Origin of the sequence: Hyalangium ruber (assembly GCF_034259325.1) — a bacterium.
GTDB lineage: Bacteria > Myxococcota > Myxococcia > Myxococcales > Myxococcaceae > Hyalangium_A > Hyalangium_A rubrum.
Window position 1 is genome coordinate 197,511 of the sequence record NZ_JAXIVS010000010.1, and the last position, 25,014, is coordinate 222,524.

Below are 25,014 nucleotides of genomic sequence, written 5' to 3' on the forward strand. Positions count from 1 at the left end.
TGCTCTTGCTTCTTCTGCTTCGGGAGCTTCACCGCGGATGGGGCAGCTTTCCTGGGACGCGCGGGCGGGGTGCGCGGAGCCATGTCTGGGTAGAGTACCCCGCACCATGGACCATCTCCGAGCAGCGAGCGTCGCCTGGTACGTCACCGGCCGCTTCTACGTCACGCCCGACGGGGCCACTCAGGACCTGGGCTACTTCCTGCACCTCCAGGGCATCCAGGGCGAGCTCTTCACCGGCGAGCCCAGCGAGCAGACCGCCTGGTTCACCTTCAGATCGGATCCGTTCAAGGCCCGCCCCGTCACCAATGGAGATCTGTCCATCGGGCTCGACACCGTGGGCGGCTTCACCCTGTACCTCCAGCGTCCGCCCAGCGCGTCCTTCGACAAGCCCGACTCGTTTTCCCATGGCCTTCGCATCGCATCCTTCCGCCGGGTCAGCCTCGTCATGGGCACCACGCTCAGCACTCCCGGCGGCACCCAGGACCTGATGTCCCTCAACGTCTTCACCGCCGCGCTCACCTGGAGCCAGGAGTTCGAGTTCCACGGAGTGAAGTATGACCTCGCTCGGCTGCTCCCCCATGGCATCACCCAGTGGGGAGATGCCAGCGCCACGCCGCTCACACCCGTGCCTTCGGGTTTCGAGAAGGTCTTCGCGTTTGTCGGATCCGCGATCGCGGTCGGAAAGTAGGGACCGCCTGTGAGCAGAAACCGTCCCCCCATGCACGAGGAGAACGCGCAGGCCCTGGCCTCGGCGCGGCAGAAGGTGGCGCAGGGTCGTCAGCGGCTCGCGGAGCAGCCCTCCGAGGAGGCGTCATTCCACGAACTCATCGACGGCCTCATGGAGCTGAGCACCGCCTACCTCTATCTGGAACAGCAGGACGACGCCCGCACCACGGTCCAAGAGGCCGTGGGAGTCTGCCGCTCGCTGGAGGCGAACCATCCCGGCAAGGGCATCGGACGGCTGGCGCTACTCCTGGACTTCTTGAGCTCGATGCAGAACTCGGCTGGTCAGAGCGAGGACGCCCTGGCCTCCGTGCAGGAAGCGGTGGACCTCTTCCGTAAGCTGATGGCGACGCACGCCGAGCAGGTGCTCCCTCAGCTGATCAGCAGCCTCATCGGGCTCGGCATCATCCAGCAGTCCCTAGCACCCATGCGCGAGGCGGTGGACCTCTCGCGCACGCTGGCGGAGAAGAACCCGGAGGAGTTCCTTCCTCAGCTCGCGGAGAGCTTGGCCAACCTCGGCAACCAGCAGCGCGAGTTCGGCCTTCTTCAGGAAGCCCTGGCCACGTTGCAGGAGGAGACAGCGCTCCACCGGAAGCTGGCCCAGCAACAGCCTGGCAAGGCCCTCCATCGCATGAAGCTGACGAGCTGCCTGGAGCACCTCGGCACCCTGCAGTGGGAGCTGGGCCAGCGCACCCAGGCCCTTGTCTCGCTTCAGGAAGCTGTGGAGTTCCTCCGCCCGCTGGTTGAGGAGCGTCCCGAGATGTTCTTCCCGGCCCTCTCCCGGTGCCTGGCCATGCTCGAGAGAAAACCCACTCCGCTCTGACCCGTGAAGACGTCATGCTCACGGTGCTGACGGGCGGCTGTTCCACGGGAGCCCACACCACTGCTGTCCGTGCTCTCGCGCCGCTTTCCGTGACCGACCCGATCTTGCGCTCCACGACCGCCCCGAACCCACCTTCCGCAGTGGCTCAGCCTGCCGGAGCCTGCTGGAACTCGATGAGCTGCTGTATCCAGAACCACCCCCTGACCCCGGTGCAGAGTTGCGGTGCTCTCCCTCTGGAAGCGGCGGAGACCCTCGAAGCCCTCGGGCAATTCGCAGCCGCCGCACAGGTCTTGGAAGCGGCGGGGCGTCTCCCGAAGTGGAAGAAGGAGTGCATGAACAAGTACACCCAATGCATAGAAGAGAGGTGCTTCAAGGACACGGACTAGGGAACTGCCATCATGGCCGCTGAGCTTGACTGGGAACCCATTCGCGCACTGGGGCGACGTGTACTTGAGCACGGCGAACCGCTCGAACTCTCGGACGAGGTACGCGCTCTCTTGCAGCGTTCCGCAGAAGAGGTCGCGCTCTCTCCTGAAGACACGGCGAGCGCTTTACGCAGTGTGCCCACGGCCGCAACGCTGCTTGGAGAGATCACGCGCCGCATCGATGAGGGCTCGCATCGACTTGGACGGGCTCAAACCCGCGCGTATCGCCTGCGGGATGCGGGAGACCTGGACGGCGCGTGCAGACAGATGGAAAAGGTGCTCGCCGTTGAGGTCGTTCCGCATTACCGGAGAATCGCCGAATCTGAGCTTCGCCAGATAACCCGGCTCAAGTCCGTTGCTGCGAGCGGGCAGCCAGATCCGGAGCGCTCCACCCGGGCTCAGATCCCGGTCCTTCTGCACCGCGTCCAGCAAGGGCACCCGCTGGAACTCACAGAGGGGATGCGCGTCTTCCTACGATGGTCCGCCGCGGATGTGGGCATGAGCGAAGCCGAGACGGAAGAGGCGCTAGCAACCCCTGAGAGTGCCGGAGCGCTTCTCGGGCAGATCATGGGGCGCTTCCGTGACGCCTCGGACCGGCTCAAGGGTGCAACAGCCCGGATGACGGAACTCCGGGATGCTGGAGATCTCGAAGGAGCACGCCAGCAGGTCCGCGACTGGCTCGCCGTGGAGGTCGTCCCGAGGTTCCGCCGTGCCGCCGAGGAGCAGCTCGCGTACCTGGACTCGCTGTCTCCAGCACCGTAGCCCCTGGGGCATCACCTCAAATCAGTGCCTACCGCGCTCAGAGGATGATGGTGCGGTGGCCCTCCACCACCACCCGCCGCTCCAGGTGCGCGCGCACGGCCCGGGCCAGCACCACGCGCTCCACGTCGCGCCCCACCCGCACCAGCTCCTCCGGCCCCATGGCGTGCGACACCCGCGCCACGTCCTGCTCGATGATGGGCCCCTGATCCAGGTTCTTCGTCGCGTAGTGCGACGTGGCGCCGATGATCTTCACCCCGCGCGCGTACGCCTGGTGGTACGGCTTCGCCCCCTGGAACGCCGGCAGGAAGCCGTGGTGGATGTTGATGACCGGCGGCGCCTGCTTCAGGAAGTCATCCGACAGCACCTGCATGTAGCGCGCGAGCACCACCAGATCGATGTGGTGCCGCCGCAGCATCTCCAGCACCGCCGCCTCCTGCGCCGGCTTCGTCTCCGGCGTCACCGGCAGCGTGAAGAACGGCACCCGGAAGTTCTCCGCCACCGACTCCAGCGTGTTGTGGTTGCCGATGATCAGCGGGATTTCACACGGCAGCTCCCCGCTCTGCTGCCGCAGCAGCAAGTCGTAGAGGCACACCGGCTCCTTCGTCACCAGGATGGCCACTCGCGCCACCCGGTCGCTGTAGGCCACCGACCACTCCGCCTTCAGCCCGTCCGCCAGCTTCCCGAAGCTCTCCACCAGCGCCTTGCGCGTGCTCGAGCCTCCCAGCCCCTTCACCGCCTGCGGGCCCTCCAGCCCCGACAGGTCCACCACCAGTCGCATGAAGAAGCGCGGCACCCCGCTCTCCGTGAAGACCTCGGTGTGGTTGCTGGCATCGATGATGTTCAGCCCCAGCTCGGAGAAGAACCCGGCCAGCCGGGCGACGAGCCCCGGCCCATCAGGGGCGGCAATCAGGAAGGTGGCTCTGGCGGCGGCGGTCGTGGACATGGCCCTCCGCACGTACCCCAGCGCCTTCCTCCGGACAAGCCACTCAGCCGCCGCGCCCCGGCCGCACCAGCGCTCCGCCCAGGCCCACCACCGCCAGGAACACCACCAGCAGCCCCAACGCCAGCGGCAGCCCGAGCTCATCCGCCAGGAAGCCCACCAGCGGCGGGCCCACCAGGAACCCGCAGTACCCCGCCGTCGACACCGAGGCGATGGACACTCCCGGGGAGCTGCCCGGCGTGCGGCTCGCCGCGCTGAACAGCACCGGGATGAGGTTGGACAACCCCAACCCCACACAGCAGAAGCCCACCACCGCCGCCAGCGGGTGGTGCAGCAGCAGCGCGCCTCCCAGCCCGCAGGCCGCCAGTGCCCCGCCCACACGCACCAGCCGCTCCGGGCTGAACAGCGTGACGAGTCGGTCTCCCGTCAGCCGCCCCACGGACATGGCCAGCGAGAACACCGCATAGCCCAGGCCCGCCAGGCCCGCCTCCGCCCGCAGCGACTGGCGCAGGTACACCGCGCTCCAGTCCGCCATCGCCCCCTCCACCACCAGCACGAAGAAGGCCAGCCCGCCCAGCCCGAGCAACGGCCCGCGAGGAAGCGCGAAGCGGACCGCCTCCCCGGCCTCGTCCGCCGCGCCCGGCAGCAGCATGCGCCCCACCCCGAGCACGATGAGCAGCCCCAGCGCTCCGGCCCCCATCATGTGTCCCGAGGGCGTGAGCCCCGAGGAGAGCGCCAGGATGGAGCCTCCCGAGCCCACCAGGCCGCCCAGGCTGAACAGCCCGTGGAACGAGGACATGACGGGGCGGCCCAGCTTGCGCTCCACCGCGACGGCGTGGGCGTTCATCGCCACGCCCATGGCCCCCGTCGCCGCGCCAAACGCCATCAGCGCCACCGCCAGCCACGACAGGCTCGGGGCATGCACCGGCAGCACCACCAGCGCGCAGAGCAGCACCGAGGTGACCAGCGTCACGGCGCGGCTGCCCCAGCGCGCCACCAGCCCTCCGGTGAGCGGCATGGACACCAGCGAGCCGACGGCCATGCCCAGCAGCGCCACGCCGAGCTGGCCCGCTCCCAGCCCCAGCCGCGCCTGCACCGTGGGGATGTGCGGCACCCAGCTCGCGAAGGCGAACCCGTTGACGAAGAAGATGGCGGACACCGCGGCGCGCGCGGCGGGAGCAGAGGGCTCGGCGCGGCCCTCCCAGGCCAGGCTCGAGGTGCTCATGCGGTGAGGATCCTCAGGTTGAGCTTGCGGAAGGGCGCCAGCACGCTCTCGGGCGTGCGCGCCTCCGTGACGAGGGTGCCCAGCCGCTCGGCCGGAGCCACCACGAAGGGCGACAGCGTGCCGAGCTTGTCCGCCGTGAACACCGCCACCGTCTCGGCCGCGTTCTGCACCATCACCCGCTTGGTGGCGGCCTCCTCCGCGTAGGAGGCGGTGATGCCCCCGTCGATGTGCAGGCTGCACACCCCCATCAGGCACAGGTCCGCCCGCACCTGGCGCAGCGCCTCCACCGTCTCGGCCCCCACCACCGTGAGCGCCTCCGGGTGCAGGCGCCCGCCCACCAGCCGCACCTCGAGGCCCGGGTACTCGGCCAGCGCCAGCGCCACCGGAGGGCTCACCGTCACCACCGTGGCGCGCAGGTCCTTCGGCAGGTGGCGCGCGACTTCCAATGTGGTGGTGCCCCCGTCGATGAAGAGCACCTGCCCCGGCTGCACCAGTCCCGCGGCGACCTCGGCCAGGGCCTGCTTCTCGGACTGGTGGAGCCCCACCCGGGCCTGATGGCTCGGCGACATCTGGATGCGCGGCAGCGCCCCGCCATGCACCCGGCGCAGCAGCCCCGCCTCATCCAGTTCCCGCAGGTCCCGGCGGACCGTGTCCTCGGAAACCCGCAACAACCCGCACAGGTCGGCGGCGAACACGCGCCCCTGGGTGGAGAGGCGCTCCAGAATGAGCCGCCGCCGCTCCTCGGGGAGCAGGGCGCTGCCGAAGTCTTCAGGGTTTTGCGCGGTCATGCAGGTTCATGCATGATTACGCTGGTTCATGCAGGTGTCAAGGCACCAGGACTTCCCGTAACAGCGCCAGGGCCCGCAGGGCCGCGGCATGGCGCACCGCGCGTCGGTCCCCGGGGAAGACGTGGCGCTCCACCACGGTCGCCGCGCCCCGTCGCGCCACCGCGAGGAAGACGAGCCCCACCGGCTTGGTCGCCGTGCCCCCTCCCGGCCCGGCAATCCCCGTCTCCGCCAGCGCCACCTGCGCCCGCGAGCGGCTCAGCGCCCCCTCGGCCATGGCGCGAGCCACCTCCGCGCTCACCGCCCCGTGCGCCTGGAAGAGCGCCGGGTCCACCCCGAGCAGCTCCGCCTTCGCCTCGTTCGAGTAGGGGACGATGCCCAGCTCCACCACGGCGGACGAGCCCGGAATGTCCGTGAGGCTGGCGGCGATGAGCCCCCCCGTGCAGGCCTCCACCAGGCACAGCCGTGCGCCCGCCTCCCGGTAGCGCTCGAGTACCCGCCGGGCGTGCTCCTCCAGCGCTCCTTCCATGGTTCGCCCTCCTTTATATAGTCCGCGAACTTTCGAGCCACCCCACACCCCGAGGTTCGCATGCTCCGCTCGTTGATGCTCCTTCCGCTCGTGCTGCTGCTGGGTTGCGGCGACGAGGGCTCCTCCTCTTCTGGAGACCCTTCCCGTGTCACCTACGCGTCCGAGCTCAACGTGGACCTGGCCGCCATGGAGCGCCGCGACAGCGGCCTCTTCGTGCAGGACCTCGTGGTCGGCGAGGGCAGCGAGGCCCTCGCGAACCGCCCGGTGACGGTCCACTACACGGGCTGGCTGCCCAACGGCACCCGGTTCGACAGCAGCCGCACCCGCAACAAGCCGTTCCAGTTCACCCTGGGCAAGGGCGTCGTCATCCAGGGCTGGGACGAGGGCGTCGCCGGCATGCGGGTGGGCGGCCAGCGCAAGCTCGTCATCCCCGCCGCGCTCGCCTATGGCAATGAGCCCCGCGGCCAGATTCCCGCCAACTCCGTGCTCGTCTTCGACGTGGAGCTGATCTCCGTCCCCTAGGCCGCCGCGCCCGGCCGGGCCTGCTGCTCCACCGGGGCCATCGGCAGCACGAGCCGGAACGTGGTGCCCTTGCCCGGCTCGCTCACCACGCCGATCCGTCCTCCCAGCGTGGTGATGATGCTGTGGCACACCGAGAGCCCCAGCCCCGTGCCCTGCCCCATCGGCTTGGTGGTGAAGAACGGATCGAAGATGCGCTCCAGGTGCTCTGGAGCAATCCCGCTGCCCGTATCGCTCACCTCCACCAGCACCTGTCCCGGCTCTCCCGGCCGCGCCGACACGCGGATCTCGTTCTGCTCCGCCTTCCCCTCGGGGATGGCGTGCGCCGCGTTGAGCAGCAGGTTGAGGAACACCTGCCCCAGCCGCGCCGCGTTGCCCTGCACCGCCGGCGCCTGGGAGAGGTCCTCCACCAGCCGCGCGCGGCGGCGAATCTCGTGCGCCGCCATCTTCACCGCCCCCCGCACCACCGCGCCCAGCTCCACCGACCCGAGGCTCGCGTCATCCGGCCGCGACAACGTCTTGAGGTCCTGGACGATGACGCGCACCTTCTCGGCCCCGTCGCGCGCGTCCGCCATCGCCGAGAGCAGCTCGGTGCGCTCCTCCTCCGGAGTGCCGCTCAGTGCCCGGCCCAGCTCCTTGTTCACGAAGTTGAGGTTGCTGAGCACGTAGGCCAGCGGGTTGTTGATTTCATGCCCCACGCCCGCCGCCAGCCGCCCCATGGAGGCCAGCCGGTCGGCGAACATGAGCTGCGCCTGCGTGTCCCGCAACCGCTGGAGGCTGTCGGCCAGCTGCACGTTGGCTGTCTCCAGCTGCGCGGTGCGCGTGTGGACCGTCTCCTCCAAGAGCGCGTTGTAGCGGCGGAACTCGCGCTCGGCCGCCTGGGCCTCCGCCTGCATCAGCCGCTGCTTCTCCTCCAACGTCTGCCGCAGCTCGGCCGCCATCCGGTTGAACGCCGACGCCAGCGCGCCCAGCTCGTCGCGCCGCCGCGCCGGCAGCTCCACCTCGAAGTGGCCCTGGCCGATGCGCTCGGCCCCCATCCGCAGCTCGCGCAGCTCCCGCTGCAGCGGCACCAGGATGAGCCCCGCCAGCACCCCCACCAGCACGACACACAAGAGCGGCACCAGGGTGCCCACCCGCAGCGCGCTGCGGAAGCTCTGATCGAAGAGCTGGCGCATCACCCGGAGCTTCTCGCGCTTGGCGCCATCCGCCTGAGCGATGTGCGGGCCCACCTCCTTCTCGAAGTCCGTGAACCCGCGCCACCACACCTCCGGTGACAGCGGCGCCTGCGCCGAGGCCGAGCGCGCCATCGCCTCCACCCGCGTGGCCCACTGGCGCTGGGCCTGGTGGATGTCCGCGAGGTAGCGCAGCTCGTTCGGATCCTCCTTCACCTCGTCCCAGCCGCGCTCCTCCGGGATGCTCGCCTCGAGCTTCGCGAGGGCCTCGGCCACGCCCCGCTCGTACTCGACCCGCAGCCCCCGCGTGTCCTGGCCTTCGCTCGAGGCCTGGCGCAGCCGCTCCAGGAAGTCCCAGGCGCGGTGGTACATCTGGTCATAGAGGCCCAACTGCTGGTGGACCGAGGCGAGGCGGACGCGCAGCCACTGTCCCCGGAAGGCGCCCTGGAAGAGCGCCCCGCCCATGGCCCCCATCAGGCCCACGGCCACCGCCGCGAACAGCAGCACCTTCGCGCGCATCGTCATGGGGAGCCTCTCCGTTCCATGCGTCAGATTGGCTGGACTGGCGGCAGGTGGATCCCCGGTGGGTCGCACACTGTCCGACTCCAGACAGAGCCAGCGCCTGCTCCCCTGCCTGTCCCCCCAGCGAGGCGCCAGGGAAATCCTTGCTCCGTCTCAAAGGGTTAACCGGTGTTCACCCGCGTCACCCAGCTCCCATTCCAAGAATTCAGGGCGGTTATGCTCCCGGTAGCCAAGGCTGAAGGGTAGGTAAGCTGTTGATCCCCACCGAGACGACTGTCACACCTTCACCTACGTGGTACGGAACGAGCCTGCAGAGCGCCTCCTTCCAGCACCTGGAGCTGGCGGACGAGCCGACCTGGTCCCGGACGCCCGGGGGAGCGACCGAGCCCAGCGTGCTGCTGGTGGACGACAACCCGGCCAACCTCATCGCCCTGGAGGCCATCCTCGAGCCGCTGGGGGTGCGCCTGGCCAAGGCCAGCTCGGGTGAGCAGGCGCTGCGGCTGCTGCTGAGCGAGGAGTTCGCCGTCATCCTGCTGGACGTGCAGATGACGGGCATGGACGGCTACGAGACGGCCGCCCTCATCAAGCAGCGCGAGCGCACGCGCAACGTCCCCATCATCTTCCTGACGGCGTACGGCCGGGGCGAGGCGGAGGTGCAGGAGGGCTACGCGCACGGCGCGGTGGACTACCTGCAGAAGCCCTTCTCCTCGGAGGTGCTGCGCTCGAAGGTGTCCGTCTTCATCGAGCTGTTCCGGACCCAGCAGCAGGTGCGACGCCAGACGGAGCTCCTGCGTCGGCAGGAGGCCTTCGCGCGGGAGGCGGCGCACCGGGCCGCCGGCCACATCGCCCGGCTCCAGGCGCTCACCTCGGTGCTGGCGGAGGCCACCTGCGTGGAGCAGGTGATGCGGGCGCTCTTCGAGCAGGGGCTGACCTCGCTGGGAGTCACCGCCGGCTCGGTGTGCCTGTTGGATGAGACGGGACAGAACCTGGAGGTCATCCAGTCCACGGGCTACTCCGAGGCCACCCTCCAGCAGTGGCGGAGCATGCCGCTGTCGCTCCACGTGCCGCTGACGGACGCGGTGCGCGAGGGGCGGCCGCAGTGGCTGGGCTCGGAGGCCGACTGGGCGGCGCGCTACCCGCACCTGGCCGTGCTGGCCAACTCCTGCGCCGCCATCGCCTTGCCGCTGCTGGTCAAGGGCCGGGGGCTGGGCGCCATCGGGCTGTCCTTCGACGCCGAGCGCGTCTTCACCGTGGATGACCGCGCCTTCTTCCACGCGATGGCGCACGCGTGCGCGCAGGCCATCGATCGGGCCCGCTTATATGAGGAGGAGCGGCTGTCCAACGAGCTGCTGCGCATCGCCGCCGCGCGCCTCCAGGTGCTGGCCGAGGCCACCGACGCCTTCAGCGCGGCCAACCGCGATCTGCCCGCGCTCTTCGACGCCATCGCCCACCAGGTGGTGTGCCACCTGGGAGACTCGAGCCTGCTCAGCCTGCTGTCCGCGGATGGGCAGCAGTTGGAGCCCGTCTCCTTGCGGCACATGGAGCCCGGGGCGCAGGTACACATGCGCCAGCTGTTCAGCGCCGCGCCGGTCCCCGCCAACCAGGGGCTGCTGGGCAAGGTGGCGCGGAGCGGACAGTCCCTGTTCATCCCCGTCACTCCCCAGGAGTCGCTGCTCTCCGGCGTCAAGCCCGAGTACCGCGCCATGCTGGAGCACTTCCCCGTCCACTCCTTCATGGCGGTGCCGCTGCGGGTGCAGGGACGCGTGATTGGAGCGCTGGCGGTCTCGCGCCACACCCCGGGGCGCCCCTTCACCTCCGAGGACCAGCGGCTGCTGGAGGAGCTGGCGGACAAGGCGGCGCTGTCCATCGAGAACGCCCGCCTCTTCCAGCAGCAGCAGCGGGACCAGGAGGAGCTGCGCAGCCGCGCCGAGTTCGAGCAGCAGCTCATCGGCATCGTCTCGCACGACCTGCGCAACCCCCTGGGCGCCATCACCATGGCGGCGGGGCTGCTCGAGGCCAGCCCCGGGCTCACCGAGCGGCAGCTCAAGGCGGCGCGCCGCATCGCCTCCTCGTGCGAGCGCGCCACGGGCCTCATCCGAGACTTCCTGGACTTCACCCAGGCCCGCCTGGGCACCGGCATCCCCTTGCGGCGTCGGCCCATGGACCTGCACGAAGTCACCCAGCACGTGGTGGACGAGGTGCAGCAGGCGCACCCCACGCGGCAGGTCCACTTCGAGGCGAGCGGGGACGGGCACGGCGAGTGGGACCCGGACCGCATCTCCCAGGTGCTCACCAACCTGGTGGGCAACGCGCTGGCCTACAGCGCCCCGGGCACGCCCGTGCAGGTGCGGACCGCGGGCGGCCCCGAGGGCGCCCTGCTCGAGGTCCACAACCACGGCATGCCCATCGCTCCCGAGCTGCTGCCGCGCCTGTTCGAGCCGCTCACGCGCGGGGCGCCCACCGAGGGCACCTCCAGCCGCAGCATCGGCCTGGGCCTCTACATCGTCCGGGAGATCATCCGCGGTCACGGAGGCAGGGTGGAGGTGCGCTCCAGCGTGGAGCGGGGCACCACCTTCACGGTGCTGCTGCCCCGGCCGTGAACACGGTGCCCCTCTCATGGAGGAGTTCGAGATGAACACGCTCACCATGGCCACGGGCCAGCACGAGCGGTCCTTCGTCACCTATGCCCGCGTGCTGGCCGCGCAGATTCTCTACCTCACCCCGTTCTTCTGGCTGCTGGAGCTGGCGCAGAACCAGCTCTTCCGCGCCATCCAGGGCGAGTGGGGATGGGTTTACCCGGCCTCGCCCTACCGCTGGTTCTCGTTCAGCAGCCTGATGCTGTGGGCGGGCGCCGTCTGGCTGCTGTGGACGCTGCACTACTGCTGGTTCCAGCCGAAGCACGTGCGCTTCGGGTGGCGCGTGGCCTATGGCACCGCCTTCACCTGGTGCGGCGAGTGGCTCGGTGGCTTCGTGGCCGACAAGGTGCTCGGCACGCCGCTGCAGGTGTGGCCCGGCTCGCCGCTGGTCTACGTGAGCTTCGGCGCGGTGTTCTTCTGGGTGAGCAACGTGCTCGTCTACCACCTGCTCACGATGAACGCGGTGGAGGTGGCGCCGAAGGACTAGGCTGCCGCCCCGTCATGACGACCCCTGATGCGGATGATGACGACCTGGGGCAGCCGCCCTTCAGCCTCCTCCAGGTCTTCATGGAGCACGCGCGGAACACGCCCGAGCGGCCCGCGCTGAGCTTCGAGGCGGAGCGCTACACCTACGGCGAGCTGGCCCACCACGTCACCGCCTTCGCCCAGGCGCTCCTGCGCCATGGCCTGAAGCCCGGGGACCGGGTGGCCCTCTTCCTGGAGAACAGCCCGCGCTTCGTCATCGCCTACCTCGGCGTGCAGTACGCGCACGGCATCGTCGTGCTCGTCAACACGCAGTACCGGCAGGTGGAGCTGGACCACATCCTCACCGACTCCGGGGCCCGCGCCTGCGTCACCGGCGCCGCCGGGGCCGAGGAGCTCGTCCCGCTGCTGCCGGGCCTGCCCGCCCTGGAGTGGCTCATCCCCGTGGAGCCGCCCACCGTGGCGCTGCCGCCCCGCCTCACCGTGCTGCCCTTCGACGCGCTGCTCGGCGAGCCCGTGGAGCCCAAGCGCCTCATGCTGCTGCCCGGCAGCATCAACATCGCCGTGCTCGGCTACACCTCGGGCACCACCGGGCGCTCCAAGGGGGCGATGCTGCGGCAGAGCAACCTGCTCTCCAACATCCGGGCCGTCACCGAGGCCTGGCGGTGGACGGCCGCGGACCGGCTGCTGCTGGCCCTGCCCCTGTTCCACACGCACGGGCTCATGGTGGGCCTGCACGGCACGCTCTACACCGGCGGCAGCGTGGACCTGCGCCGCCGCTTCGTGGCCTCGGAGGTGCTCGAGGCGCTGCGGGACGACACCTCCCTGACGATGTTCTTCGGCGTGCCCACCATGTACGGGCGGCTCCTGGAGGAGGCGCGGCGCACCGGAGTGCGTCCCCGCCCGCTGCGGCTGATGGTCTCCGGTTCGGCGCCGCTCAGCCCCCAGCTCTTCCAGGACATCGAGGCCACGTTCGACCAGCGCATCCTCGAGCGCTACGGGATGACCGAGACCCTCATGAACACCACCAACCCCTACGACGGAGAGCGGCGGCCCGGCACGGTGGGCATGCCCTTCCCCGGCCAGGAGGCGCGCGTGGTGGACGTGCGCACGCGCGTGCCGGTGGCCGACGGGGAGCTGGGAGAGATTGAAGTCCGCGGCCCTCACGTCTTCGCCGGCTACTGGCAGAAGGATGAGGCCACGCGCGAGTCGTTCGATGCGAATGGGTGGTGGTTCCGCACCGGGGACCTGGGCCTGCGGGACAAGGACGGCTACTTCCACATCACCGGCCGGGCGCGCGAGCTCATCATCAGCGGCGGCTTCAACGTCTACCCGCGCGAGGTGGAGGAGGTGCTCGCCACGCACCCGGGCGTCGCCGAGGTGGCGGTGCTGGGGCTGCCGGACGCCGACTTCGGCGAGCAGGTGGTGGCGGTGGTGGTGCCCGCCGCCGGCCAGCCTCCGCCCGAGGCGCAGGCCCTGGTGGACTGGTGCAAGGACCGACTGGCCAGCTTCAAGAAGCCGCGCCGGGTGGAGTTCGTGGACGCGCTGCCGCGCAACGCCCTGGGCAAGGTCCAGAAGCATGTGCTGCGCGAGCGGCTGAGCCCCCGCTGAGCGAAGGCCCGCGCCGGGGCCCCCGGCGGCTCCGGCTTACGGAGGGTTGGCGCGGAAGAAGGTGTCTCGGTAGAACTGCAGCTCGGTGATGCTGGCGCGAATGTCCGCCAGCGCCGTGTGCCCGGCGACGCCCTTGCGCGGCTCGAACGTGTTCGGATACCACGCGCGCGAGAGCACCTTGAGGCTCGTCACGTCCACCATCCGGTAGTGCAGGAAGCGCTCCAGCATCGGCATGTACTTGATGAGGAAGCGCCGGTCCGTGTGGATGGAGTTGCCGCAGAGGATGCCCTCGTTGATGGCGCAGTGGTCGGCCACCAGCGCCGTCACGTCTCGCTCGGCGATGCGCAGCGAAGTGGGCGAGGAGCGCACCTTCCCCAGCAACCCGTTGCGCGTGTGCATGTCCTTGACCACGGGCTCCATGCGCAGCAGCACTTCCTCCGGCTGCCAGATGACGCGCTCCATCTCCGCCAGCGGCCGGAGGTCCGGCCCGGTGATGATGACGCCAATCTCGATGATGGCGCAGGTGTCCGGGTCCAACCCCGTCATCTCGAGGTCCAGCCAGACAAAGCGCGGTTCGGGAGCATTCATGGATGCCCGACCCTATACCAGCCCCAGAGGCGGTACTCCCAACCTGAAGAAGCGCTACATCCATTCTCCTCGGCCCGCGCTGCCCGCTCCCTGAGCCGCCGAGGCCAGCTCGCGCGCCCGCGCCACCAACTGGCGCGCCTCCAGGTCCGGCACCTCGCGGAAGTCGTCATACGCGGGGGCCACCGTGTGCAGCGACCAGATGGGCTGCAGGCACACCACCTCGTCCGCCTCGGGGCGCAGCCGCTCCAGCTCCTCCGCCGAGGCCACCGGCGTGGCCAGCACCACCCGCCGCGCGCCCTGCCGCCGTAGCCCCCGCAGCGCCGCGTACACCCGCGCGTCCCCCTGAGCCAGGCCGTCCACCACCAGCACCACCGTGCAGTGGCCCGTGTCGAGCCGGGGGTGCCCCCCTCGCAGCCGCTGCGCCGCGAGCGCCACCTCGCCCGCCTCCGACTCCATCCACCGCGCTAGCTCGGCTGCTGGGGCAGCGGCCGAGCGGATGCCCTCCACTTCCAGGTAGAGCCCCCCTCCCTCGGACACGGCGCCCACCAGGTGCCCGGGCTCCTTGGGGGACTCCACCGCCCGCGCCGCCCACGCATCCAAGGGCGCGCCCAGGGCCTGGGCCACCTCGAAGCCCACCCGGAGCCCTCCGCCATCCAACCCGAACACCCGCGTCGCCTCACTCCGGTAGGCGACCAGGTTCGCCGCCAGTCTTCGGCCCGCGTCCGCCCGATCTCGAAAGCGCATGGCTCCTCCGCCTCTAGAAGGAAAAGCATGGTGACTGCGCGTTGCGTCAAAGGAAGGGGCGAGGGCTCCCTCGCTGGATCGCTCTTCGACAAATGGGCTGTCCCCTCGGACAAGTACCCGTGGGGTTGCCGAGCGACCGTCCGTGCGCACCTTCGTCGAACCGTCAATCCCTCCCTCGGGTCCCACCATGAGCCTACCCTCCGCCGGCCTGGCCCTGTCTCCCCTCGACATGGCAACGAAGCCGGGAGTGCCCGAGCCCGTCACGGCCCCCTCCTCCGGAGCGCCGTGCGGGATGAGCGCTCCCGATGAGGTGCCCACCTCGGCCGAAGCAGCGATGGAGGCGCTGCACGTGCGGCTGGCCTCTCACCCTTTCTGGGACAACCGCCTGCTGCGCGCCTGCCGCCGGGGGATGCTCACGCGCGAGGACCACGCGCTCATCTTCTCCCAGTACGCCCTGCTCACCCGCTCCGCCACGCGCTTCCTCCACGCGCTGCTGGCCCAGTGTGACAGCGAGACAGGGTGTGCCCGGCTCACGCAGGCGCTCTGGGAAGAGGTGGGCGCGCCCCCGCCGGAGAAGCGGCCCGCGGCGCTCTTCCGCCGCTTCCTGCGCGAGGGGCTCGGGGTGGATGCCGATGCCACGCGCTTCCTGGACGCCACGCGCTACTTCGTGCGCGAGTGCATGGATGTGTGCCTGCGCGCCCCGCCGTGCGAGGCCAGCGCCTTCCTGGCGTTGGGGCTGGAGGCGCCCCTGCCTCGGCTCTACAGCCTCTTCGTGGATGGGCTGCTCAAGGCCGGGGTGTCCGAGCGCCACCTGCCCTTCTTCTACCGGCGGATGGATCCGGGAAGCGCCCGCGCCAGCATGCTGGAGGCGCTGGTGCTCTCGCACGTACACGAGCCGGGCTGGTTCGAGCGGTGCGCCGGGGCCATGGAGCGGGCGCTGGAGTTGCAGGGCCACTTCTTCGATGGCCTGTTCGAGGCGGTGCAGCAGCGGCGGCTCAGCCCGCTGATGGAGCGCATCCAGGCCCGGCTCCCGCTGGCGCCCGAGCAGCCCGAGCCACGCACCATCCACCTGGGAGAGGTGTCCCAGCTCGTGCCGCACTACCGCCACGCGCACGAGTGGCGAGGCATCGACTTCACCGTGGACCCGGTGCCCTTCGGCGCCGAGGTGCTGGAGACGCAGGTGCTGCGCGTGGCCCCGGGCCGCACGGATGAGGCGCGGGAGCACGCACACGAGCTGCTGCTGGTGGTGCTCGCGGGCACGGGGCGGGTCCACGTGCGCGGCACGGCGGTGGACGTCAAACCCGGTGACGCCGTCTTCGTCCCGCGCTGGGCCTCGCACCAGGCTTGCAACACCGGCGCCGAGCCGCTGGCACTCCTGGCGGTGACGGACCACGGATTGACGCGCCGCGCGCACGAGGAGGAGCTGCTGCGCACCGCACGTATCCTGCGTGAAACAGGTAATACACGCTGAAAACACGTGTCTCCCGATGGCAGGCCTTCCCAGGAAAAATGAGCCTGGCGGGGTTTCCAAATACATCGGCCGTGTCTACTTCGTTTGCGTCCCAGCCTTTTCGCACGGCCCCCGTAGCACCCCTGCCCTCAGGCGGGGAGGAACCCCCATGAAGCCACTTCCTGTGTCTCCGCTGCTCCCCCGCGGTGCGTTCCGGTGCGTCTCGCTGCTGCTTGTACTCACCGTGGTGGGTGGAGTGGGTTGCGGCCCGGAGGCGCTTTGGCCCGAAGGCGCGCCGGAGCTGGGCGCCCAGGAACAAGCGCTGGAGGACTTCCAAATCTTGCACCTCAGCGACAACGGGCTGTCCGTCAATGGCCTGTCCGTCAACGGCCTGTCCGTCAACGGCCTGTCCGTCAATGGATTGTCCCTGAGCGCGCTGTCCGCGCTGTCGTTCCGGCTGTGGTTCGACACGAAGCCGTACGCCCATGACGAGCTCATGCGCTACGTCATCTACTGCGCCGTGCCGCAGGGGGAGAGCCGCAGCTACTTCAGCCTGACCACGCTGCGCACCTATACGTGGGTGGGCGGGTTGGGGCTGGCGCCGAACTGGGCCTACGGGTCGACGGCCACCCTGGAGGAGCAGCAGGTCGTCTCCGCGTGCCTGGCGGCTCACACCAACCCCTACCAGCAGCATGTCCCCATCTCCGTGCTGGGCCTCAAGGGCGACGGCACCCCGATGCCCATCGCGCCCTCGGAGCTGACCGACTACGAAACGACGGAGGCCTGCTTCTTCGGCAACCTGTTCGCCGGGGGAAACCTCTACGCGGGCAATGACCGTGCCGCGCTGGCCCCCGAGGAGAGCACCTCCCGGAGCTGCGCCCTGTCCTCCACGGCGAGCGGCGTGAACCCGGAGTGCCCGCCCGTCCTCCGGGTGGGCGCGTGCGAGGCGCTCTCCTGCACGATGGACGCCGACTCGCTGTACTACACGCAATGCACCTACGGAGGGGTGACGTACCGGCCCATCACCACGCGCATCCGCGCGGTGGACCTCAACGTGTGCGGCGATGGCATCTGCCAGAAGACGGAGAGCTGCGGCACGGGCACCACGGCGAACAGCTGCCTGGCTGACTGTGGCGCCTGCCTCTGAGGCAGTGCGCGAGGCGCTTCGCCATCCCCCGCGCGCGGAGTAGGCTGCGCGGCCATGTCCGAGACCCTGCTGACGCAGGACGGGGAGGGCGTTCGCACCCTCACTTTCAACCGTCCCGAGAAGAAGAACGCCTTCACCCATGCCATGTACGAGGCCGCCACCGAGGCGCTGCTCCGGGCGGGCATGGAGGACAGCGTGCGCGTGGTGCTGCTCACCGGTGCCGGTGGCACCTTCACCGCGGGCAATGACATTGGTGACTTCCTGGAGCGCCCGCCCGCCGGCGAGGACAGCGCGGTGTTCCGCTTCCTGCGCGCGCTGGTGAACCACGACAAGCCCATCGTGGCCGCGGTGGATGGGCCGGCGGTGGGCATCGGCACGACGATGCTCCTGCACTGTGACTACGTGGTGGCCTCCGAGCGCGCGCGCTTCGTCATGCCCTTCATCAACCTGGGCGTGTGCCCGGAAGGCGCCTCCAGCCTGCTGCTGCCGCGCAACGCGGGCATGACGCTGGCGAGCGAGCTGCTGATGTTCGGCGAGCCCTTCGACGCGGCCACCGCGCAGCGCGCCGGCTTCGTCAGCCGCGTGGTGCCCGACGCCCAGTTGATGGAGGTGGCCGGCGAGCGCGCCCGGGCCCTGGCCGCCAAGCCCACCGAGGCGCTGAAGGTGACCAAGCGCCTGCTGCGAGAGCCGCTGCGCGCCGAGGTGAACGCCACCCTGCGCCGCGAGGGCGCCGAGTTCGTCAAGCGGCTCAACTCGGACGAGGCGCGCGAGGCCTTCCTCGCCTTCATGAACCGCAAGGCGAAGTAGCCCGGCTCCGAGGGGCACCACCGTGGCCTCGCCTCAGTCGGGCCCCTCGTTCGTTTTCTTCCGGAGCAGGAAGGCATCCGCGAAGCCCTGCACGCGGGCCTGCGGCCTCGAGAAGATGAAGGTGATGATGCTGACCCGCCGCTCCGAGTACGCGGTCGCCAGCTCCGCGATGGAGCGCACATCGTCGGAGCTCGCCGGACTGTAGCGGTACGCCACCGGCGAGTCCCCGCTGCGGACGAGCAGCCGGCTCCCGGCGAGGTCCTCCAACCGGAGGGCCGCGGATGCTTCGGTGATGCGCAGCTCCAGTGCCACCGCGGATGCCGTCCATTCCCGCTCCGTCACGTTTCGAAGCAGGAGGAGGACCTCCAGCTTCTCGATGGAGTCGATGTGCGTCATGAGGAAGCGCTGGACCCGCTGTGTAAGAGCGGCTTCAGTCACGCAGCTACCTATTATCCTGGTTACTTTGAGCGTCAACCAATTACTTTGAACATCAACAAATAACTCGCATGGGACTGTTCCCCAGGAATCACGTGCCCGCGCCCGTCCGGTTGAGCGCCCAGGACCGGGCGTCCGCCGTCCTCCTGGGTTGCTGCCTCCTCCGGCCGTTCGTAGCTTTCGAGAAGCGCGCTCGGGCCGCGAGCGAGCACCGATCAGGAAGGACGGTGGCGGGATGGGGAAGGAGCGCGCGGGCCCGATGGAGGCGCTTCGCAACCTGGCGTTGACGCTCAACCGCCTGGCGGTGCGCGAAGCCACGAGCGGCGCGGTGCGAGGGGCGGCTGACGGACTGCGTCAGGAGCTGCCGGAGTTCGACGCGCAGCTGCGCGCGCTGTTGGAAGACGCGCTCACGGTGCTGGGGCGGCTGGTGCATCAAGCGGCCGAGCGAGAGGGGCAGGAGCCGGGGGCGGCGGCCCGCACGCTGGCGACGTCGGCGATGCAAGGGGCGCTGGAGGTGCTGGAGCAGGAGTGGCAGGACGGGGGCATGCCGCTGCACTCCTTCGTGGAGCGCCTGAACCGGCTGCTGGACGAGGTGGTGGCCTTCGCCCACTCGCGCACCGAGGAGATTCACTCGCCAGGAGAGCGCGCCCAGGCCATGGCGCGGGGGGTGGTGACGGCGGCCATGGAGGGGCTCCACGGAGCTGTGCCGACCTTCGCGGAGGACGCGCGGCTGCTGGCGCCGCTGGGAGCGGAGGTGGCCTCGAAGGTGGGCCAGGGGCTCGTGGAGGGCGTGGCGTCGAAGCTCCAGGAGAACTCCGACCCCTTCGAGAAGCTGCTCGAGCGCGCCGGCCGAGGACTGGTGCGGGGCATCGCCGCGGGTATCCGCGAGGAGCTGGCGTCCAGCCCAGGGGCTTCGCGCGAGGCGCTGGGGGCGTCCCTGGAGACGCTCGTCGAGCGCTCCGCGGCCGCGACCGTCCGAGGTGCTGGCGGGGCGCTGTCGCAGCAGTGGCGGAGAACGAGCCGGGAGCTCACGAACGGCGCGCTGGAGGCACTGGGGACGGTGCTGCGCCGACCGCTGCGGGTCGCGGTGGGCGCGGGCAGTGCGCTGGTGGCCCTGTCCCTCTTATCGATGCGCTGGCGCCGCGCTTGAGACGGAGCAGAGCCGAGGTCAGGTCGACAGCGCCGAAGGACCCTTGCGAAGCGGATCCCAGACGTACTCCTCGGTGGGGGTGAGCTTCATGTTCGTGAAGCCGTGCCGCTTGACGAACTCCGTGAAGCGCTCGGAGACGACGATACACCCGCGAAAGCCACGGGCACGGAACACGTCCTCGCCTTTCCATGAGCCAGCTTCCAGCGCGAAGCCGTGAATGGAGTCCAGTCCTCCGGAGCGACATTCAGGACATGTAACGGGCTTTGCGTGACGCAGGCGGCTACGGGCCTCATCCACCGCGCCACGGCCCAGGCAAGGCGTGACGACGACATAGCGAGGCACGGCGAGCGCCTGAGACTTCTTGCGCTTGCCTCGCACGCGTAGCACCTCAACAGGCTCGAAGCCGAGGAACCCCGTCAGCCCCTCCTTCCGAAACGCCTCCGCCAGACGCTCCGAAAGGAGGACCTCATAGCCGGGGCCCTCCAGGAAGTCTCCGAAAGCGCCTCCATGCAGCTCCAGCTCGGCGCGGTATGGCGGCAGCCAGGTCAGCATTCCGATGGGCTCGCCGCACCGCGGGCAATGGGGAGCGTCACCTCGGTTGTCAGGTGCGGCGGTGTCGAAGTGCGTGCCGTGAGGTCCCCACACCTCCGCCTCGAGCACGAAGAAGCGAGGGTCAGGTGGCAGGTCCGAAACCATGGGGGAACCTCTTGAGCATATCCTCGCGTTTGTAGATCTCGCGACGGAGTGGCAGAGCTTTGCAGGTGCAGCACCGGCCGATACGCTCGGAGCGTGTCCGAGAACCAAGAGCGCACGCGCCGGGTCGACGTGGTGATCCTGACGGCGATCACACTGGAGTATCAGGCAGCGCTCCAGGTGGAAGCGGGTGCCCTGCCGGGAAGCAGCTGGGAGAAGCAGTCGGGCCCGAACGGGCTTCCGGTAGCGTTCCGCTCCTTTTCTGGAAAGGGAGGCCGACCGCTGCGCGTGGCAGTGGCTCAAGCGGGAGACATGGGCGCCGTGGCGGCGACGAACGCGCTGCTTCCCCTGGTTGCCGCCTATCAGCCTCGGTGCGTGGCGATGTGCGGGGTGTGCGCGGGTCGTCCGGGCAAGACGAACCTGGGCGACGTGGTGGCGGCGGAGCGACTGTTCTTCCACGACACCGGCAAGCGACTGCCCGACCAGGTGCAGCAGGATCTCCGGACGTACAACCTGCGCGACGACTGGAAGGTGAAGTTGGAGGAGTTCGGCTCCACCGCTCCCTTCCGGAACGAGGACTGGTGGAAGCAGCGTCCCATTCCCTACGTGTGGCAGGAGAACTGGGTCCTCCTCAAGCTGGCCGAGGGAGTCGAGAACCCATCGGCTCTTCCCGAGAGCGAGGTGTACTGCCCACAGTGGGAGAAGGTGATCGACTCTCTCTGGAGAGACGAGTTCGTCCATCACGGCACCCTGAAACTCACCGAGGCAGGGCTCCAGCGCATTGGTCCGCTGCGGATCAAGTACCGGAACCGCATCCCTGATCTCTCGCCTACGGGACAGGTCCTGCCCTTCAAGATCCATGTCGCGCCGATGGGCAGCGGTAACCAGGTCATTGAGGATGAACGGGCGTGGGGCTTCATCTCCGAATACATGCGCAAGACGCTGGGCCTGGAGATGGAGGCAGCAGCCCTCGGAGCGCTGGTTCACGCCCAGAGAGACCAGAAGCTCGACGCACTGGTGATGAAGGGCGTGATGGACTTCGCCAACCATGGCCGCGACGACCACTTCAAGGAGTTCGCCGCCCGGGCCTCGGCCGAATACCTGATCGCGTTCCTGCGCGAGAACCTCGAAGTGGACGTCATTCCAGGGCTGGATGATCTCCTGGTCTCGGAGTCCACCGAGAAACTGCCGGAGAAGCCACCCCCTTCCGCCCTACTCCAGGCGCGCTACCAGGTCGTCCCCTTCCACGAAGGAGGACGAGAACCCGTCCTCGCGGAACTCGATCGTTGGTGTCATGAAGGCCCACCCGTTGCGGTGCGGCTCCTCCACGGGGAAGGAGGGATCGGCAAGACACGACTCGCCCTCGAGTGGATGCACCGCCTGGAGCCGCGAGGGTGGAAGGTGGGCTTCCTGCCCAAGGGGATTCCCGGCGATTGGTTCGAGAAGCTGTGGGCGAGCGGGGCACCGGTGCTGGTGGTGCTCGACTACGCGGAGAGTCGCTTCAAAGAATTGCCCGCAGTACTCCGACGCATGTGGCGCTATGCGAGGCAGGAAGGCATGGGCGCACTTCGAAGGGTGCGGCTGCTACTCCTGGCACGCAATGCAGGCGATTGGTGGACGTCACTGCTGAAAGCGGACTCGGAGTTGGAAGTGTGGCTCGGCACCACGCCGCCGTACGAACTGAGAACGTTGGCCCAGAGTGAAACCGACCGAGAGAGGCTCTTCCACGAGGCGGCAACTGCGCTCGCCGAGAAGCGCGGGAAGCGGTACGAGCGACGAGCCCCGATGTCGCTGTCCGACCCGCGCTTCGAGCGTGTCCTCTATCTGCACATGGCTGCGCTCGCCGCAGTGGAAGGCCTCGAATTCAACGCGAACACGCTGATGGAGATCATCCTCGACCACGAGGAGCGCTTCTGGGCTGCGGGAGATCGACAGTCTCAGGCGCGACAAATAGTGGCCGCAGCCACGCTTCGAGGAGGACTGAAGACCTTTGAGGAAGCTCAAAGCCTCACACAGAGAATCCTCGGACGCCCGCTCTCCGACGATGGAGAGGCGCTGATCCGACATCTTCACAGGCTCTACCAACGAGGCGCGCTGAACCCGGCTATGTTCCTTCCTGCGCTGGAGCCGGATCTGCTCGGCGAGGGAATGGTGCTGCGCATGGCGGGGGCTCCTCCCTATCAGGCCGATGCGCTCCCAACGGACTGGATTGACCGGGTCTTCCCTGTCAGTGATGAACCCGCCGCCCTGCGAACTGGATTGGAGGTACTTGGCCGAGCCTCCGCGATGCAGCCCTCTGTCGCTCAAGGATGGCTCAAGAAGATCCTCGCCGGTCCGCTGCACTCGCGCGCAAAGATCGCACTGGAAGCAGCGATGGCCGTTGGGCAGCGCACCGCACTCTCGGTGCTAGGCGATGAACTGGCGGAGCGACTCGAAGCACAGGGAGATGTGGAGCTGGCCCGTGAGTTGGAAGCCGTGGGGATCCCTGAGCAGACAGTATCGCTCCTGCGGGTCGCCGAGTGGACAGGCCGCACACTGTTGCAGGCACTCCCAGACGCGGAGGATCCGAAAGGACGTGCAGAGAGGGCCGGTCTGCTCACCTACCTGGGCCTGACGTTGAGCGCATTGGGCCGGCGAGAGGAAGCTCTGAAGGCAACAGAGCAGGCTGTCGAACTGCACCGAGTGCTGGCTCAGCGCAACCCAGATGCCTTCCAAGCCGACTTGGCCATGAGTCTCAACAACCTGGGCCTGATGTTGGCCGCACTGGGCCGGCCAGAGGAAGCACTGAAGGCAACGGAGCAGGCCACTGAAACGTATCGAGCACTGGCGCAGAGCAACCCGATTGCCTACCAGCCCAACCTCGCCGGAAGCCTCAACAACCTGGGCAACCGACTGAGCGAACTGGGCCGGCGAGAGGAGGCTCTGAAGGCGACGGAGCAAGCCGCTGAAGCATATCGAGCTTTGGCTCAGCGTAACCCGGATGCCTTCCAAGCCGACCTCGCGGGAAGCCTCACCAACCTCGGTACCAAGTTGAGGGCACTCGGCCGCCGAGCGGAGGCGCTGAAAGCAACGGAGCAAGCCGTCGAGTTGCTCCGAACGCTGGCTCAACGCAACCCGGATGCCTTCCAGCCGGACTTCGCCTTGAGCCTCAGCAACCTGGGTCTGATGTTGAGCGCAGTGGGCCGGAAAGCGAAGGCGCTGAAGGCGACGGAGCAAGCCGTTGAGCTGCGCCGAGCGCTGGCTCAGCGAAACCCGGATGCCTTTCAGCCTGACCTTGGCTCGAGCCTCGGCAACCTAGGCCTGATGTTGAGCGAGTTGGGCCGACAGGAGGAGGCGCTGAAAGCGACGGAGCAGGCCGTAGAACTGTTCCAAGCATTGGCTCAGCGAAACCCAGATGCTTTCCAACCAAGCCTCGCCATGGGCCTCCACAACCTGGGACCAGTGTTGAGCGCACTGGGCCGACAGGAGGAGGCGCTGAAGGCGACGGAGCAAGCCATCGCACTGCGCCGAACGCTGGCTCAGCGTAACCCGGATGCCTTCCTGCCCGACCTTGGCTCAAGCCTCAACAACCTGGGCAACAGGTTGAGCGCACTGGGACGGTCTGAGGAGGCGCTGAAGGCGACGGAGCAAGCCGTCGAACTGCGCCGAGCGCTGGCTCAGCGCAACCCGGATGCCTTCCTGCCCGACCTCGCCATGAGCCTCAGCAACCTGGGCAAACGATTGATCGCACTGGGACGGCCTGAGGAGGCATTCTCCGCCGCTGAAGAGGCCCTCAGCACGCTATGGCCCTTCTTCGAACGCAACCCCTACGCTTTCGTGCAGACCCTGAAGGTCCTGCTGATCAACGTGCAGGAATACAGCAAAACCCTTCAGCGCCCACTCTCTCCAGCGATTCAGGAATACAAGGCCATCTTCGAGCGCCTGACGAAGTCATGACTCTGCACCTTCCTCGACGTCAGCGGTACAGGCCTTGACGTTGCCGGTGGCCTCTCTGTCAAAGTGCTGGGGTGATCCTCTGCCCAGAATGCGGTGCCTCCAACTCCGAGACACGCGAGTACTGCCTGGGCTGCATGGGCGATCTCCCTGAGAACCGTACGGCCAAGCCCGCTGCTGGAGGGCCCGGTACAAGCAGCGGCGCCCCGGACGGAGAGAGTGCCGCCATCACCGATAGTGCGCCCCCCGATGGGGTGGTGGCCTCGATGGAAGCGGCGAATCGCCTCGACGTTCCAAGCGCCAGTGTCTCAACCGCCGCGTTCTCCGAGTCCGAGGCACTGACCATTCCGGGCTCTGCGTGTCCGCGTCACCCGGACATGCCCGCCGCTGGCACCTGCGTGCGGTGTGGGACGTTCTTCTGCGCGCAATGCGTCCCAAGCGTCCTCGAGAAGAACATCGAGTGCCCCAGCTGCCTCGAATCGAAGGAGGGACGCGACGCACCGGCGACGGTGAAGGCCATCATCCGGGAGCAGTGGAGCACCCTCGCGCTGCTGGGCCTGCTCGTCGGCGGAGTCAATTTCGCCTCCGTGATCGCGAACTCCGAGCGGTTCAACCTCGGTGGCGACACGGGACTCTTCGTCATCGCGTTGCTCACGGGTGCCCTCATGGCCCTGCCCTTCGCCATCGCCGCGCTGATGGTGGGCCTCGTTCGACGCATGTGGGCAATCTGGGTCGGCTATGTCATCGAGACCGTGATGTTCGTGCTGATCGCGCTCATCTCCTTCGGGTTCAACTTCATCACCGCCATCTCCATCGGCGTGCCCATCTGGTCACTGACTCGCGTCCTCAGATTGGGCGAACTCATGCAGAAGTATCCGAACGCGCTGGAAGCCAGTCGCAGCGCGTGAGCAG

Annotated in this window: 22 protein-coding genes; 13 read left to right on the forward strand and 9 right to left on the reverse strand. The window is 68.8% G+C overall.

Annotation, left to right across the window (positions count from 1 at the left end; all coding sequences use genetic code 11):
* The first annotated feature begins 106 nt into the window (after window positions 1-106).
* From SYV04_RS27455 to SYV04_RS27465, 3 genes are all read left to right on the forward strand, one after another.
* A complete protein-coding gene (locus SYV04_RS27455) occupies window positions 107-688 on the forward strand; it encodes a hypothetical protein (protein WP_321548883.1) in 582 nt (193 codons plus the stop codon).
* Window positions 689-718: 30 nt separating this feature from the next.
* On the forward strand, window positions 719-1,546 hold the full coding sequence (locus SYV04_RS27460) for a tetratricopeptide repeat protein (protein WP_321548884.1): 828 nt from the start codon (window positions 719-721) through the stop codon (window positions 1,544-1,546).
* 398 nt (window positions 1,547-1,944) lie between these two features.
* Window positions 1,945-2,733, forward strand: a complete 789-nt coding sequence (locus SYV04_RS27465) for a DUSAM domain-containing protein (RefSeq protein ID WP_321548885.1) — start codon at window positions 1,945-1,947, stop codon at window positions 2,731-2,733.
* Between the two features lie 37 nt (window positions 2,734-2,770).
* On the opposite strand, the gene purU is transcribed toward SYV04_RS27465, so the two are convergent.
* From purU to SYV04_RS27485, 4 genes are read right to left on the reverse strand one after another with little or no spacing between them, the layout of a single operon-like run.
* On the reverse strand, window positions 2,771-3,676 hold the full coding sequence (gene purU, locus SYV04_RS27470) for a formyltetrahydrofolate deformylase (RefSeq protein ID WP_321548886.1): 906 nt from the start codon (window positions 3,674-3,676) through the stop codon (window positions 2,771-2,773).
* 43 nt (window positions 3,677-3,719) lie between these two features.
* A complete protein-coding gene (locus SYV04_RS27475) occupies window positions 3,720-4,898 on the reverse strand; it encodes an MFS transporter (RefSeq protein ID WP_321548887.1) in 1,179 nt (392 codons plus the stop codon).
* Window positions 4,895-5,686, reverse strand: a complete 792-nt coding sequence (locus SYV04_RS27480) for a DeoR/GlpR family DNA-binding transcription regulator (RefSeq protein ID WP_321548888.1) — start codon at window positions 5,684-5,686, stop codon at window positions 4,895-4,897. The genes SYV04_RS27475 and SYV04_RS27480 overlap by 4 nt, the downstream gene beginning before the upstream one ends.
* 37 nt (window positions 5,687-5,723) lie before the next feature.
* Window positions 5,724-6,212 carry a CinA family protein gene (locus tag SYV04_RS27485; protein ID WP_321548889.1) on the reverse strand — a complete coding sequence of 163 codons (489 nt, stop codon included), beginning with the start codon at window positions 6,210-6,212 and terminating at the stop codon, window positions 5,724-5,726.
* Window positions 6,213-6,272: 60 nt separating this feature from the next.
* On the opposite strand from SYV04_RS27485, the gene SYV04_RS27490 reads away from it, so the two are divergent.
* A complete protein-coding gene (locus tag SYV04_RS27490) occupies window positions 6,273-6,734 on the forward strand; it encodes an FKBP-type peptidyl-prolyl cis-trans isomerase (RefSeq protein WP_321548890.1) in 462 nt (153 codons plus the stop codon).
* Here SYV04_RS27490 and SYV04_RS27495 read toward each other — a convergent pair.
* The gene (locus SYV04_RS27495) at window positions 6,731-8,428 is read right to left on the reverse strand and encodes a sensor histidine kinase (RefSeq protein WP_321548891.1); all 1,698 of its coding nucleotides are present in this window, start codon (window positions 8,426-8,428) and stop codon (window positions 6,731-6,733) included. The genes SYV04_RS27490 and SYV04_RS27495 overlap by 4 nt on opposite strands.
* A gap of 251 nt (window positions 8,429-8,679) precedes the next feature.
* Here SYV04_RS27495 and SYV04_RS27500 point away from each other — a divergent pair, with 251 nt between their 5' ends.
* The 3 genes from SYV04_RS27500 to SYV04_RS27510 are packed head-to-tail and all read left to right on the forward strand — an operon-like array spanning window position 8,680 to window position 13,155.
* Entirely contained in the window at window positions 8,680-11,025 is a 2,346-nt protein-coding gene (locus SYV04_RS27500) for a GAF domain-containing protein (RefSeq protein ID WP_321548892.1), read from the forward strand.
* A gap of 31 nt (window positions 11,026-11,056) precedes the next feature.
* Complete coding sequence (locus SYV04_RS27505) at window positions 11,057-11,548, forward strand: hypothetical protein (protein ID WP_321548893.1); 492 nt, start codon at window positions 11,057-11,059, stop codon at window positions 11,546-11,548.
* A gap of 14 nt (window positions 11,549-11,562) precedes the next feature.
* Complete coding sequence (locus SYV04_RS27510) at window positions 11,563-13,155, forward strand: class I adenylate-forming enzyme family protein (protein ID WP_321548894.1); 1,593 nt, start codon at window positions 11,563-11,565, stop codon at window positions 13,153-13,155.
* A 36-nt stretch (window positions 13,156-13,191) separates the two neighbouring features.
* Here SYV04_RS27510 and orn read toward each other — a convergent pair whose 3' ends face one another.
* A complete protein-coding gene (gene orn, locus SYV04_RS27515) occupies window positions 13,192-13,743 on the reverse strand; it encodes an oligoribonuclease (RefSeq protein WP_321548895.1) in 552 nt (183 codons plus the stop codon).
* A gap of 54 nt (window positions 13,744-13,797) precedes the next feature.
* Window positions 13,798-14,487: a phosphoribosyltransferase gene (locus tag SYV04_RS27520; protein ID WP_321548896.1), complete on the reverse strand. Its 690-nt coding sequence runs from the start codon at window positions 14,485-14,487 to the stop codon at window positions 13,798-13,800.
* A gap of 187 nt (window positions 14,488-14,674) precedes the next feature.
* Between SYV04_RS27520 and SYV04_RS27525 the strand changes: the two genes are divergently transcribed.
* From SYV04_RS27525 to SYV04_RS27535, 3 genes are all read left to right on the forward strand, one after another.
* Window positions 14,675-15,958, forward strand: coding sequence for a cupin domain-containing protein (locus SYV04_RS27525; RefSeq protein WP_321548897.1), 1,284 nt, complete (start codon window positions 14,675-14,677; stop codon window positions 15,956-15,958).
* Between the two features lie 148 nt (window positions 15,959-16,106).
* Window positions 16,107-17,084 (forward strand): hypothetical protein, encoded by a 978-nt coding sequence (locus SYV04_RS27530; protein WP_321548898.1) that lies wholly within the window; start codon window positions 16,107-16,109, stop codon window positions 17,082-17,084.
* A 54-nt stretch (window positions 17,085-17,138) separates the two neighbouring features.
* Entirely contained in the window at window positions 17,139-17,891 is a 753-nt protein-coding gene (locus SYV04_RS27535; RefSeq protein WP_321548899.1) for an enoyl-CoA hydratase, read from the forward strand.
* Window positions 17,892-17,924: 33 nt separating this feature from the next.
* Here SYV04_RS27535 and SYV04_RS27540 read toward each other — a convergent pair whose 3' ends face one another.
* On the reverse strand, window positions 17,925-18,329 hold the full coding sequence (locus SYV04_RS27540) for a hypothetical protein (protein WP_321548900.1): 405 nt from the start codon (window positions 18,327-18,329) through the stop codon (window positions 17,925-17,927).
* 232 nt (window positions 18,330-18,561) lie between these two features.
* Between SYV04_RS27540 and SYV04_RS27545 the strand changes: the two genes are divergently transcribed.
* On the forward strand, window positions 18,562-19,476 hold the full coding sequence (locus SYV04_RS27545; RefSeq protein ID WP_321548901.1) for a hypothetical protein: 915 nt from the start codon (window positions 18,562-18,564) through the stop codon (window positions 19,474-19,476).
* Between the two features lie 18 nt (window positions 19,477-19,494).
* Here SYV04_RS27545 and SYV04_RS27550 read toward each other — a convergent pair whose 3' ends face one another.
* A complete protein-coding gene (locus SYV04_RS27550) occupies window positions 19,495-20,172 on the reverse strand; it encodes a double-CXXCG motif protein (protein WP_321548902.1) in 678 nt (225 codons plus the stop codon).
* Window positions 20,173-20,265: 93 nt separating this feature from the next.
* On the opposite strand from SYV04_RS27550, the gene SYV04_RS27555 reads away from it, so the two are divergent.
* Together SYV04_RS27555 and SYV04_RS27560 are read left to right on the forward strand one after the other, a co-directional pair.
* Window positions 20,266-24,105, forward strand: coding sequence for a tetratricopeptide repeat protein (locus tag SYV04_RS27555; RefSeq protein ID WP_321548903.1), 3,840 nt, complete (start codon window positions 20,266-20,268; stop codon window positions 24,103-24,105).
* A gap of 263 nt (window positions 24,106-24,368) precedes the next feature.
* Window positions 24,369-25,010 (forward strand): hypothetical protein, encoded by a 642-nt coding sequence (locus SYV04_RS27560; protein ID WP_321548904.1) that lies wholly within the window; start codon window positions 24,369-24,371, stop codon window positions 25,008-25,010.
* The last annotated feature ends 4 nt before the right edge of the window (window positions 25,011-25,014 follow it).

Excerpts from the sequence above, each read along its gene's own strand:
- purU (WP_321548886.1), bottom strand. The coding sequence starts at position 3,676 with ATGTCCACGACCGCCGCCGCCAGAGCCACCTTCCTGATTGCCGCCCCT.
- SYV04_RS27495 (WP_321548891.1), bottom strand. The coding sequence starts at position 8,428 with ATGACGATGCGCGCGAAGGTGCTGCTGTTCGCGGCGGTGGCCGTGGGC.
- SYV04_RS27465 (WP_321548885.1), top strand. The coding sequence starts at position 1,945 with ATGGCCGCTGAGCTTGACTGGGAACCCATTCGCGCACTGGGGCGACGT.
- SYV04_RS27475 (WP_321548887.1), bottom strand. The coding sequence starts at position 4,898 with ATGAGCACCTCGAGCCTGGCCTGGGAGGGCCGCGCCGAGCCCTCTGCT.
- SYV04_RS27530 (WP_321548898.1), top strand. The coding sequence starts at position 16,107 with ATGAAGCCACTTCCTGTGTCTCCGCTGCTCCCCCGCGGTGCGTTCCGG.
- SYV04_RS27505 (WP_321548893.1), top strand. The coding sequence starts at position 11,057 with ATGAACACGCTCACCATGGCCACGGGCCAGCACGAGCGGTCCTTCGTC.
- SYV04_RS27485 (WP_321548889.1), bottom strand. The coding sequence starts at position 6,212 with ATGGAAGGAGCGCTGGAGGAGCACGCCCGGCGGGTACTCGAGCGCTAC.
- SYV04_RS27535 (WP_321548899.1), top strand. The coding sequence starts at position 17,139 with ATGTCCGAGACCCTGCTGACGCAGGACGGGGAGGGCGTTCGCACCCTC.
- SYV04_RS27510 (WP_321548894.1), top strand. The coding sequence starts at position 11,563 with ATGACGACCCCTGATGCGGATGATGACGACCTGGGGCAGCCGCCCTTC.
- SYV04_RS27525 (WP_321548897.1), top strand. The coding sequence starts at position 14,675 with ATGAGCCTACCCTCCGCCGGCCTGGCCCTGTCTCCCCTCGACATGGCA.
- SYV04_RS27490 (WP_321548890.1), top strand. The coding sequence starts at position 6,273 with ATGCTCCGCTCGTTGATGCTCCTTCCGCTCGTGCTGCTGCTGGGTTGC.
- orn (WP_321548895.1), bottom strand. The coding sequence starts at position 13,743 with ATGAATGCTCCCGAACCGCGCTTTGTCTGGCTGGACCTCGAGATGACG.
- SYV04_RS27480 (WP_321548888.1), bottom strand. The coding sequence starts at position 5,686 with ATGACCGCGCAAAACCCTGAAGACTTCGGCAGCGCCCTGCTCCCCGAG.
- SYV04_RS27460 (WP_321548884.1), top strand. The coding sequence starts at position 719 with ATGCACGAGGAGAACGCGCAGGCCCTGGCCTCGGCGCGGCAGAAGGTG.
- SYV04_RS27520 (WP_321548896.1), bottom strand. The coding sequence starts at position 14,487 with ATGCGCTTTCGAGATCGGGCGGACGCGGGCCGAAGACTGGCGGCGAAC.
- SYV04_RS27560 (WP_321548904.1), top strand. The coding sequence starts at position 24,369 with ATGGAAGCGGCGAATCGCCTCGACGTTCCAAGCGCCAGTGTCTCAACC.
- SYV04_RS27545 (WP_321548901.1), top strand. The coding sequence starts at position 18,562 with ATGGGGAAGGAGCGCGCGGGCCCGATGGAGGCGCTTCGCAACCTGGCG.
- SYV04_RS27455 (WP_321548883.1), top strand. The coding sequence starts at position 107 with ATGGACCATCTCCGAGCAGCGAGCGTCGCCTGGTACGTCACCGGCCGC.
- SYV04_RS27550 (WP_321548902.1), bottom strand. The coding sequence starts at position 20,172 with ATGGTTTCGGACCTGCCACCTGACCCTCGCTTCTTCGTGCTCGAGGCG.